This window comes from Capnocytophaga sp. oral taxon 863 str. F0517 (assembly GCF_000466425.1).
GTDB lineage: Bacteria > Bacteroidota > Bacteroidia > Flavobacteriales > Flavobacteriaceae > Capnocytophaga.
Genome location: NZ_KE992156.1, coordinates 1 through 11,346, shown reverse-complemented (window position 1 = coordinate 11,346; position 11,346 = coordinate 1). Strand labels below are relative to the sequence as shown.

The following is an 11,346-nucleotide window of genomic DNA, read 5'->3' as shown; positions in this document are numbered from 1 at the left end:
CTCTCTATACTCTTTATTTACTGTTAATTTATTCCCTTTTTTAGTTCCATAAGTATGTTCACCTTTATTTATCAGTAATTCTAAAAATCCTTTAGGTGTCAGTGTAGAAAATGTAATGTCAAATGTAGAAAATACCTTAGTTGATTTTCTAATTGAATTTTTTACAGTAGTCGTACACTGTTTTCCAACAATAGGAATAACACTATAAGTTCCTAAATTTTGATATTTATCCTCCCACCATTTCTGAATCCTATTTTTTTCGCTTCCTTTAATATGAATATCTATTAAACAAACTCTTCCTATGATCTCTAAAGAATATCTACTTGTAGGTGGAAATACTTCTTCTTCCTTAGTATTTTTATAATACACTATCGAATCATCTATTTCCTGTTGAGTTGGGAATTCTTGGCTTAAAATATTTATTATATCTTTTTTGGTAAAATTTCCTGCTTGGCTCATTCTATCCCACCAAGGGCGCCCTTCTGATTTATAAGGATGCCTAGGTTGAGGTCCATAATCATAATACTCATCTCCTATCATAATTCCTGTATGTCCTCCTAATCCCTTGCTATTGATTTTATTTGTATCCCCACTATGAGGCAATTCTATTAATACAGTTATCACCTCTTCTTTTTCCTTTAAAATCAGGTAATCACTTTCCATAGCAGGTAAATCAATAGTCTCATCTTTGTATTGACATTTCACAAAAAGTTCAATCTCATCTCCCTCAAAAGTCTCTTCAATTAAAGATAAACATTCTTCACCTGTAACCCATTCTATATAACCTCTATCATTCTGTGTAGTTATTTTACTTATTTCCTTGTTTTTATTTTTAACTACTAATTTATCATTGAGAGGACTAAAATAATCCCTATCATATACTATAAAGTCAATCTTTTCTCCATCATTTATTCCCTGAGTCTGTATATGAAATCTTATGGCACTTCCGACTGTAGCTTCCTTTATAGGTTTATCATTGGCATCTGTCCACCATCCTTTTACAAAATATTTTCCTGCAGAGGGAGGAGCTTTTGGTTCTCCCACCGAAGTTCCTCCATCGGCAGTAAAGAGGCTATGCTCCCCTGCCCAAGCCTCGAAGTCATCAGTATAAACCTGCCAAGTATCACACTCTACTAAGTTTGTTTCTCCTACTTTTCTAATGATTGTTCCTCCTGCCATAGCTAAGATATATTTGTGCTTTCGCCACTATTGTTACTAAACTTTCCTTTTGAATGTATTTCATTTTTTTGCTCAGAGATAAGTTTTGCATTCTTGGACTGATCAACAACTTGTTTTGCTCTTGCCTTTCTCTCCCCACGAGCAATTTCTGTGATATTTGCAGCTATTAACGAATAATCTCCTATTGCATTTTTATTGATCATAGCTCCTGCTGTCTCAGATATATCCACTCCTGCATCTATATCAATGCTTGCTGTAGCTCTTAAGCTAATATTCTCGCCAGCAACAAATGTTATATTCTTAGGAGCTTGAACCTTAATATTTCCTTTCCCGTCCATAGCATATATATTGCCACTTGGGTCCTCAATCCTCACACTGCCATCAGCATCGTTAAGCAATATTTTGGTACCGCTTTGCGTATGTATAGCTTTGGTAGTAGGGCTGTACCCACTTTTTGCCTCACCATTATAATGCGCTCCAAGCACAAACGGACGTTCGGCATTGCCTCCTTCAAAGTCCACTAATACCTCTTCTCCTATTTCAGGGATAAAGTAAAAGCCTTTACCCCCTCCTGTATAGGGTTGTACTACACGTATCCAAGGCGTCATTTCATTGCGTTTTGCCTGCCATAAGAATTGCACGCGTACACGTCCCATTCCTAAAGGATCGTTGTTGTCTTTTACAATTGCTGGTTGCTGCTCACTGCGAGGAAAAGCATTCTCATCAAAATCAGCAGGCGTACGCATCATCGGGATTCCCTCAAAGGAATTGTAATACTCCATACCACTGTGATAGTGTGATATTTTTATGACCCTATAAGTCTCCATTGCGCGTGCATTAATGTCGGTAAGACACGCAAAAGTGTTCATCCTGAGACGCGGGTCGCGGCTTTGTCCTTTTACTTTGAGCAACAATTCGCGTTTGTCTTTCTCTAAGCGCACTACATCCTCTAAATCTACACTTGATTGCTCTAATGAAGTAGCCGAGTGATATTTTTGAGGTATTTTTTTGTAGATTTTTTTAGAAGCATTCTTTGCATCGGTTTGTATAGGGTTATTCTTATACTCATTAGCAGCATCTCGTGAGTCATTATTTTCAGATGTTCCTTGATGTATATTGTAGTTTATATACTGAAAATCTTGTGGTTTTACCTCTAAGAAAAACTCTTCATCAATCAGGTTTAGGTTCTCACCCAAATCAATGGTCTCTTGGAGTTTATTGCCAAAAATAAGTTTACTGCCATCATAATAAAAGTATTCTCCGTAATACTTAGCCAAACGACAAATAAAGTCGTAGTCAGACTCTTGGTATTGTACCGTATAAGGAAGTGTCCTTGTGGTATTTACCCCTGCTGAGGTATCCACTTTTGCAGATTCATCATACTCCTGGGTAGCTGCTGCAACGATTTCTTGTAGTGTTTTATTCTCATAAGATTGACATTCCTTACCGCTATCTAAGAGAATACTTGGTGCATTTCCTGAGATATACAGCGTTCCATAACCACCCCCTGTCTTTCGTTTACAGTGAATTTTAGTGATAATCCCTGAGAAGTGTTGTACTACCTTGCCATATTGATAAAACTTAATGGTAAGAGGATCGCCAAGCAGATCGCGGGAGTGTTCCATAATGTATTCGTGGAACTTATCAAATGAGTCCTCTGGGGTTTCAATAGTAAAGGTGTCGTGCTGGCAGTTGTATTGGTGTAGCTCTACTTTATAGCTTTCTGTAGCCAAGAAGTCTTTACCATTAGAACTCAGTAAGCAGTAGACCACAGGATTGGTCTTATCATTAAGAAACTCTGTAAAACTTTTTAATTTGAAATCTTTTAACTCCATAAGTATTATCTCTAAGGTTTAACAATTCTCTTATAAGGCTATCCTCTCCACATCTTATTGTGGGCTACCCCTCCTACATCAAATCCCTGTGCGATGAGTCGTATTTCTATCTGCAAAGGCTCAGTGCCTTGTGCATCAAAATGTTCTTTGTATTTAATACAAAAAGCTTTTTTGAAAAGCACTTCTTGGAGCTTACTCATAGCATCTCTACGGTAAAAAATAATTTTACCATCTTTAGTTTGGTTGTGGTCTAACATCCAATTGAGCAATTCAGGTGTTCCTGTACTCTCTACTCTAATGGATATTTCACCACCATAAGGCATTCCCTTTGGTTTACCTGTTTCATCAATATTTTGAGTGAAATCGTATTCACACTCCAAAACATTGTAAGTCTTATCATCTAATTCTAATTTTGCAAGAAATGACATAATCTAATCTTTTAATTTTTGAGTTGTTCTATTAATACTTTGCATCTTTATCTATTGTGTAGTTGTAAAAAGAGCAGGTATGGGATTTCCACACCTGCTCTCTATACTTCTAAACCCATTCGTTCTCAAACGCACCTGTGCCCATCTCTATTTTACGAGCAGAGATAGTGAATGATTCTGTTAGAGGTTGCCCTCCTGAAGCCTCAAAGTTCTCTCTGTGTTTTACCAAATACCCTTCAGTAAATTTGAGTTCTTTAAGGGTTGCTTCGCTATCTCGTTTTAAGAAGACGATACTACCATCTTTTCTCTCAAACGAATTGACCATCCACTCAAAAAACTCAGGCGACTCAGTGCCCTCAATCTCTATGTCAATCTTACCACCTCGGGCAACACTTGACGGTCTTCCTGTTGCGTCTGTCTCTTGGAACAACGCGTAGCTCACTTTAAGGATGTTAAACTCCTTGCCTGCTACTTTTAATTTTGCCTTAAAAGCCATAAATATTCCTTTTTAAAAATTAATAATGAAATGTTTACTTCTCTCAGCACCTACACCCACTCATTGACGTGTTTGCCTGTACCAAGCTCAATCTCTTTAGCTGAAAGCGTAAAGGTTTCTTTAAGAGGTTGATTTCCTGTCGCATCAAAATCTTCTTGGTACTTAACAATATAAGCCTCTTTAAACTTCAACTCTTTTAAAGTTGCCTCACTGTCTCGTTTTAAGAAGATAATACTGCCATCCTTTCTTTCAAAAGAATTGGTCATCCACTCAAAGAGGTCGGTATCCCCTGTACTTTCCACAGTGATGTGGATCTTTCCACCTCTTGAGATACTTGATGGTCTGCCTGACGCATCGGTTTCCTGTAACATTCCGTAGTCTACGGAAAGAATGTTGCGCTCTTTACCCGCAACCACTAATTTTGCTTTAAATGCCATGTTAAATATATTTTAAAATTTAAATACTCAATACTACCAACTATGGAAAATATATTTTGCCTTCTTTCTCTCCTTACTCTCTATTAATTTTCAATTGGCTTTTCTTAATTTATCATCTTAATTACAATAATTATGTATATTATATATTTTTGATTCTTCTTTAATTCTGTGCATATTCTACATCCCATTCGTTGCCGTCATCTCCCTTTTGTCCGTCCATCTTAATTAGGAAGTTCTTTGCTGGGAAATAAGGGGTCATATGAATATCCAAATGGATTTTGTCTTTTTGTATAGCATCTTGCTCAAATCGTTTGATTTCAAACTTTTCAATCAGCTTATAAGGACCTGTAATGCTATCTAAAAAGCGCACTATCTGTCCCATAATCTCCTTGCGGGTTACTGAGGAATAGTTCTCAAAAGCACGTCTGTTCAAAAAGTCCATCAGCACTTTGGTTACATAGTCAAACACACGTACCACTGAGTAGGTCTGTAAACCTATGTTATCCCCATTGAATAAGGTCTTGGCTGAAAACGCCATTACTTTGCCGTATTCATTGACCATTGGGATAAGTCCCAAACTCTCTAAATTAGCAATCTCACTCTTCTTAAGGTCAAACTTCACTCCTTCTACCTCATTGATACCCCCAAACTTCTTACCCGCCGTTACCTGAGACATCAATGTCTTGTAAATCTTACCAGCCAAAGCTGCTGAAGGGGGTACAAATAAATCATCTGCTTCTTCTATTTCTTCAAAACGCCCACGACCTACGAGCCAATTACAAGTCATCAGTACATTGGAGCGGTATACATCTCCCCCTGTGTGATTTGCCTCATCAAACATCTCCATTACATCATCGGGTTCATCTAAGTGCTGAAAGTCGGTAACGAGCATTACCTTATTGCTATGGGCTATTTTTGCCCACTTTTCAAGTACCGCATTAGAACCTAAGTAACCTGGTATAACCAAGATAGAGTAGTTGTTTTTAAGGTCTAATCTATCGTAATTATCAGTAAGTTCTGCGTGGACAGCATCAATAAAACGGGTGTTGTCTAAATCTTTTAACTGGTCAAGAGTAGCATTGACAATCGTTACATTCTTAACCTTATCTTCTTCGGTGTTTTTATAGAATAGGGCTACTGTACGATAGTTAGCTTCTAATTCTTTGGTGGCGTCTACTGCATAAGCCAAGTTCTTTGTGAGTAATTCCTCAGAGGCTTTTTTCTGATCCTCACAAGAGGCGACCATATCAGTGATTGTTTCATTATCGCTAAGTACATTGAGCCATAACTCTAAAGTTTTTTTCAAGGTCTCGCGCTCTTTGGCTTTGTTAGCCTCTGATAAAAAGATATTTCTACGCGCTTTGCGCTCAGGATTTACATTTTGGATATTCTCAATAGAACTCTCTAAAAGGTCAAATCCGCCATAGCGTGCTAAAGCCTCAATGGATTTTTCTATTGAAACAGGTTTCCCTTGTTGCGCTAAGGGAGCACCTTGTGTTTGTTTAGCTGCATTATCTGCCATTGTTTCTAATATATTAAATTAATCACTAAACTATTTCTTTTCTTCTAATTCACCAATTAGTCCCTGCAAGGTACTGAGCAGCGCCGCCTTGGCTTCGGGGTCTTCTAAAGCTGCCTTGAGCACTTTATTGCTCTTGAGTTGCTTGACAATTTTCTGCAATTGGTCTTTTTCTGTCTCTAAACCTGTAAGAAAGCTACTTTGCGCTGTAATGCCTTTTACTCCGAAATCTCCCAGATTAGCAAAAGAAAGCGTTTCTTTCTTCATTGCCCCTTGGGCATCCTCAAAATCTATATTTACGTGTGGCTTAAAATGTTCAAACACTTTTTCAACAGTAGTAAGCCCTTCTACCAGCTCTGGCTTGATGGGGTCATCTGCTGTTAGCTTTTGTGCTATCAGGGTTCTATTCTGAGGAATGTCTGCAATTGCCTCATTGGCATCTAAGGGGACTTCATTTCCGCCTATACCTTTACTACTAACTGCCATAGTATTTATGTATTAAGTTAATATTGTTTCTTTATTACACTTCTTCGCACCTACTTTCCCATTCAAATCCAAGAATGGATAAATCTATAGATGTATCTCGGTGCAAAACTACGCAATATTATTTAACACACAAGAGCTTTTATCAAGTTTAACAAAACTTTAACGTTTGTGAGTTTTTTGTGATATTCCACCATCAAAAGTAGATAACTCGCAAACCTATATACATCTTATATACGGAATTTACATACATAGTGTTTATATAGTGTGCATATAAGCTATTGGGTGAGGGGGGAGTTCTTACCCCCTCTCAAAAAGTCGATAGGGGTACATATTAGCAGAGGCGTTTTTTAGCTTTAGCATAAAACTCTCTTTAAGGTAGTCCCATTCTTCTCTCTCCATATTCTTTACAGTATCACTCTTTGTAAGGTAAATATCTATGGTACGGCTAAAGCCTTGGGTCGTAGAGACTTCCTTCTTAGTACCTTTTGTTACCTCAATGGCGGTTATAGCACTCTTAAAATGGCTACTACCAAAAGTTTCTATATCTGCAATAGTTACTATCCTACCGCGAGAGAGTAGCGCACTTCTCAGTTCTAAGAGTTTTTCCTCAGAAGTGAGGCGGTTTCTACCGCCCACAGAGGTTTTTAGAATAGTGGCAGGGGCTGTAAAATAAGAACTTTGAGCAGGTGGACTACATTTTGTTCCCGCCCTTAGTCCATTGCCTTCTGCTCCTGAGGTATGCCAAAAAGCTACCTCACAGTTATTTTGCTCTTCGCTTTTAGTCGTGGAAATGATAAGGTAAGTATTGTTATCCTTTACGATACCTTGTTTATCTTTTCTCTGCTCCAAAGAGGCTATATGCTGAAAAATCTCTTTTAGCACATCCTTAGTGTAATCGCCTCCAACAGCAGCAAAGGCTGCAGCTTCATTTTTTATAACCTCTAAAAGGTATTGCAATAGCTCGGTTGCCTCTCTATTGTCAAGTCGGGCAACTCCTCCTCGTCTCACCACTGCAACGGTGTCTTGCTCTTTGCTTTGGTGGTTTTTTAAGTCAATTCTATTCTGGTAGCTATCAATAATATAATCAATATCCAAAAAGTGATGCTCTGTGGGTAATGGAAATATATTAAGACTTCCTTTGAGCATTTGTGAGAATTTTCTGTGTCCTATGTTGATGACAGGCACACAATTGAGCATAAAGCGGACACTGCGAAAAACCTCTGAGTGTACTACCGTGGAGAACACTAATTTAATCCACTGAATGTTTTCCTTGATCTGCTCTTCTATATTAGGAAAATGACTATATAACTGAGATACCACTTCTTCATCTCTATCTGAATTAATAGGTTCTAATACACCTTTAAGGGTATAGAAATTAGGCTGATAGAATTGATTGACCTCATTGTATATAGAAGTTAATGAGTTATTATTTTTGGTAATGATATGCTCTAAATCAAGGTGTTTATCTGCAACATTGTATCCATTGAGTAGCATAAACTTCTTGTTTTGAGCACTTACAGTAGCTAATTTCAAATAGTGATAGAAGAGTTCTTTATGTTCATTGTTATTCACATTGATAAAAAACTGAAGGTCTTCCAACGGTTCATTATTGGTATTTTCTATTCCAATCCATAGCTCACCTGATGGAAGTGGTTTTATCCCTTTGGCTATTTGCTCATCAAAGAAAAAGCTCTCTTGTTCTATCAGTTCATTGCCATAAGCGATATATTTTACCTTAGCGGTAGTGAGTTTTAACGGAATCGTTGGGAAAAAAGTGATGTCTATTTCTTTATTCTCTTGGGGGTTATAGATATTCTGAATCCTTTTCTTTGTTGCAAAGCTGTTATATAATGAGATAGGCTTGTTGTTTTGAGAAGGGTACACTTGTAATAGTGTATGCGCAGGGAGTGCCCCAGCGACTTCTTCAGGGAACATCACCTCTAAAATGCGGTCTATAATCCTTGCGCGTGAGTTTTCTTGTTCAAAGCTGAGTTTTTCAAGTTCTGAGGCGCAAGCCGAAATCAGTAATCCCACCAAGGGGTCAAAGGAGTTTTCTGTTTCGCTCTCACTATAGCCCCACATACGTGAAGCCCGTCTTAATATGCGGTCTCTTATTCTATCTTGATTCATCTTTAATTCATTTTTAGATGTGTTTATTAATAAGACAAAGGTGCTATAAACAAGTGTGTTTTATACTCATAAGGGTTGTTAGTCTCTCTTATAAATCCTTTGATATAGATTATTACTTTCTTCTTTGTACGGGTCTTTTCTAAGGTACTCAGGTTTTGATTGGTTACCCCTACTTCAACCTCTTGCACGAATAAACGTTTTTCGTATCGCTGTATGGATTCTTTTAAACTCTCTTTTACCAAGAGTTTAAGGTTGGCATCACTTTTAAGCATATCAAAGTCTACCTCCCAAAAGCCTATGCCAAAGCCTTCATCAAACTTGCACTCTCCCCAAGCTGTGGTAGCCAGTAGGAAGAGTTGCTGGTCGATTGAGGTCTCTAAGGTGGTCTTGGCAAGGTCGCGCTTCTCTATCAGTGCCTTGAAGTCTATGGGGGTTTTGTAGTAAGTGCCTTTCATCATCATAAATATATTTTCTTTTTTATCTCTCCCTTTTGGGTGTACTCTATCTCTTTGGTGAGTTGTTTGCGCTTGATAAGCTGCAATTGTACCTTGGGGGTGAGTTTGAGTAGCTGCTCGCGGTAGTGTATATCGCCGATAAAACTCTGTCCATCATGCGTATCTACAATGATAAAGAAGTAATCCACATCATTGGGCTTTTGAAAGTTTTCAATATCACCAGCATATAAGAGAACAGTTTGTCCCTCGTGAGTAAAAGTATAAGAGAGGCTGTCTTCGGTCTTCCTTCGGTATTTGCTTAGTGTGTATTCAGTGATACCGTCCTTGTCGGGTTCAAAGCAGATATTCTCATACAAATAGGAAGTCGTATCAAAACGCTTGATGCCTATAAACGAAAGTAGGCTTTTATGCTGCTTTTCTTCTGTAAAGTGAGGTATATCCCTTGTTATCTGAAACACCTTTATCTCTTCTGTTTTATCATCGGTTATAGTGAGTTTGTAGGTAGGCACTTCTAATAAAGTACCGTTTATATTGAGCTGCACACTGCCTGCTTCCTTATCTGAGATAAGCATACTGATGGTATGCTGTTTAAATCTGCTTTCCTCACGTACTACCACTACCTCCTCTCCCGCATCGCTCTTGTTTAATGCCAGCGGGTTTTCACTCATTCGGATATTTAGGTCAAGTTCCATAAAGGACATAACTGCTTTTAATTAGTGGTTAAACGATAGTAATAAAGGCATTTTAGGTGTTCTTTGAGTTCTTTATCTCCACCTTCTCCCAGATAAAACTCATACACTTTTTGGAATGAATACACCAAAATCTTTGTAATCTTATCATTATGCATCTTTTTAAGCTCTGAGCGGCTTAGTTGCCTTACAAAATAACCATCACAATTGAGCGGATACTGATTCTTAAGGCTTATCATCTCTCCTGACTCAAAATAGACATCTACAATCTTTTCCTTTTTCAGACAAGTGGAAGGGGCAAGTATATTCAAAAATAGGAAGATACTATTCTTCCTCTTCCCTAATTGCAAAGCGGCGTAAGTGTACTCCTCATTGTCTACTCTCAGGTACATAGGAGGGACATTTACATACGGCAAGCCGTTTAATTTGGTCTTAGGCTGACTGACATCGCACTGTTCAATTACCTTGGGTTGTGGCAAAGGTAAGGATTGTGCTTTTGTTGTAAGCAAGCCTAAAAACAAGAAGGCTATAGCGATATACGTTCTCTGTGGCATTGGCTTACTTACTGATTTTGATATAGTTGTTTACAAACCTCTAAATCTACTTTCATCTTATTGTATTCCTCTTGCAGGATCTGATTGATGTCGTTTAGGCTATCCAACAAAGCCCTATCAGCAGTGAGTTTTTTGATGTGTTTTTTAGCATCAATATACTGCTTACAAATAAGAATGGTGTTGTTGTACATATTCTTATTGGTCAGTGTATCACTTTTTAAGAAAGGCTTGTACATATCTGTCAAAATAGAAAAAGCTAATTTCTCATTGAAGAAATCGTCTTTAAGGTTGGATACCCCAATGGAGTCCATCGCAACTTTTACCTTCTCTAAATCAGCAGCGAAATGGTTTTGTATGGCGATATCCTTTTCCAACTTGGCGTTCTTCTCCTTAAGCAGTTTGTTTTCCTCAAAAGGGAAGTGCACATTGGCAAACATCGCAACCACTACAATGGCAACTGTGATTGCAAAAAAGAGGACGAAAAACCAATAGGCTTTTGTGCGTTGTTCTTTATTGACTATTTCCATAGTATTTATAACTTTAATTGTTTAACAAATTAATCTACCAAGAGGCTACGGGTACGCCTTACTATATCTTGGTTCTCGTTGGTGGTTTCAGCCACAAATATACCGCCATCGGGTTTCTTGCCGATATAATCCAAGCGGCTTAGGTTGTTGTACAAGTCTTCTATCAAGTCCATAAACTCTTCTGTTACTTTGATATGCTTGCGGATATGGTTGTGGTTGTAGTAGGTATTGATAAGGGTATTGAATACCTGCTCAAAAGCACCTTGGGTAAGGTTGCACCACTCAGAAAAATAGTTCAGCAATTCCTCTTTGCCTGCGCCTGAATGAGCATCTGTAAAGTTCTTCACAATACGAGCAAAGGCTGTTACTGAAAGCAGTAATTCGCAAGGTAGGTTATAAGGCGACAGCAGTTCAAAACGATTGATTTCTTGCCCTAAAAACATCAACATACGCTCGTTTATCTTGTCTATCATTGCTGAGAGTTCGTTATTCTGCTTTTTGATATGGATTTTCTGTGAGATTTGTATAGCATAGTTCTCCATCTTTGCATAAAAGCTGCGAATGCGATGGTAGAGGTTTTGTAAGGAAGGATGTGCTATCACACAGCTGCA

Annotated in this window: 12 protein-coding genes and 1 pseudogene; all 13 read right to left on the bottom strand. The window is 38.0% G+C overall.

Features of this window, described 5'->3' with window-relative positions:
* The coding region (locus HMPREF1551_RS07885; RefSeq protein ID WP_021628563.1) for a hypothetical protein at window positions 1–1,179 on the bottom strand (1,179 nt) is incomplete at its 3' end.
* Between the two features lie 2 nt (window positions 1,180–1,181).
* Window positions 1,182–3,014 carry a type VI secretion system Vgr family protein gene (locus tag HMPREF1551_RS07880; RefSeq protein ID WP_021628562.1) on the bottom strand — a complete coding sequence of 611 codons (1,833 nt, stop codon included), beginning with the start codon at window positions 3,012–3,014 and terminating at the stop codon, window positions 1,182–1,184.
* Between the two features lie 38 nt (window positions 3,015–3,052).
* Window positions 3,053–3,442 (bottom strand): type VI secretion system tube protein TssD, encoded by a 390-nt coding sequence (tssD, locus tag HMPREF1551_RS07875; RefSeq protein WP_009412186.1) that lies wholly within the window; start codon window positions 3,440–3,442, stop codon window positions 3,053–3,055.
* A 109-nt stretch (window positions 3,443–3,551) separates the two neighbouring features.
* Window positions 3,552–3,938: a type VI secretion system tube protein TssD gene (gene tssD / locus HMPREF1551_RS07870; protein ID WP_016421307.1), complete on the bottom strand. Its 387-nt coding sequence runs from the start codon at window positions 3,936–3,938 to the stop codon at window positions 3,552–3,554.
* 50 nt (window positions 3,939–3,988) lie between these two features.
* Window positions 3,989–4,375 carry a type VI secretion system tube protein TssD gene (gene tssD, locus HMPREF1551_RS07865; RefSeq protein WP_021628561.1) on the bottom strand — a complete coding sequence of 129 codons (387 nt, stop codon included), beginning with the start codon at window positions 4,373–4,375 and terminating at the stop codon, window positions 3,989–3,991.
* 160 nt (window positions 4,376–4,535) lie between these two features.
* Window positions 4,536–5,897, bottom strand: a complete 1,362-nt coding sequence (locus HMPREF1551_RS07860) for a DUF5458 family protein (protein ID WP_016421282.1) — start codon at window positions 5,895–5,897, stop codon at window positions 4,536–4,538.
* 30 nt (window positions 5,898–5,927) lie between these two features.
* Window positions 5,928–6,380: a hypothetical protein gene (locus HMPREF1551_RS07855; RefSeq protein WP_016421283.1), complete on the bottom strand. Its 453-nt coding sequence runs from the start codon at window positions 6,378–6,380 to the stop codon at window positions 5,928–5,930.
* A gap of 297 nt (window positions 6,381–6,677) precedes the next feature.
* Window positions 6,678–8,510 carry a type VI secretion system baseplate subunit TssF gene (locus HMPREF1551_RS07850; protein ID WP_034544520.1) on the bottom strand — a complete coding sequence of 611 codons (1,833 nt, stop codon included), beginning with the start codon at window positions 8,508–8,510 and terminating at the stop codon, window positions 6,678–6,680.
* 26 nt (window positions 8,511–8,536) lie between these two features.
* Window positions 8,537–8,971: a GPW/gp25 family protein gene (locus HMPREF1551_RS07845; RefSeq protein ID WP_021628559.1), complete on the bottom strand. Its 435-nt coding sequence runs from the start codon at window positions 8,969–8,971 to the stop codon at window positions 8,537–8,539.
* Window positions 8,968–9,666 carry a hypothetical protein gene (locus tag HMPREF1551_RS07840; protein ID WP_034544518.1) on the bottom strand — a complete coding sequence of 233 codons (699 nt, stop codon included), beginning with the start codon at window positions 9,664–9,666 and terminating at the stop codon, window positions 8,968–8,970. The genes HMPREF1551_RS07845 and HMPREF1551_RS07840 overlap by 4 nt, the downstream gene beginning before the upstream one ends.
* 8 nt (window positions 9,667–9,674) lie before the next feature.
* Window positions 9,675–10,208 carry a hypothetical protein gene (locus HMPREF1551_RS07835; protein WP_021628557.1) on the bottom strand — a complete coding sequence of 178 codons (534 nt, stop codon included), beginning with the start codon at window positions 10,206–10,208 and terminating at the stop codon, window positions 9,675–9,677.
* A gap of 8 nt (window positions 10,209–10,216) precedes the next feature.
* Window positions 10,217–10,735, bottom strand: coding sequence for a type VI secretion system TssO (gene tssO, locus HMPREF1551_RS07830; protein ID WP_021628556.1), 519 nt, complete (start codon window positions 10,733–10,735; stop codon window positions 10,217–10,219).
* Between the two features lie 29 nt (window positions 10,736–10,764).
* Window positions 10,765–11,346: pseudogene (locus tag HMPREF1551_RS07825) on the bottom strand (hypothetical protein); the annotation flags it as partial.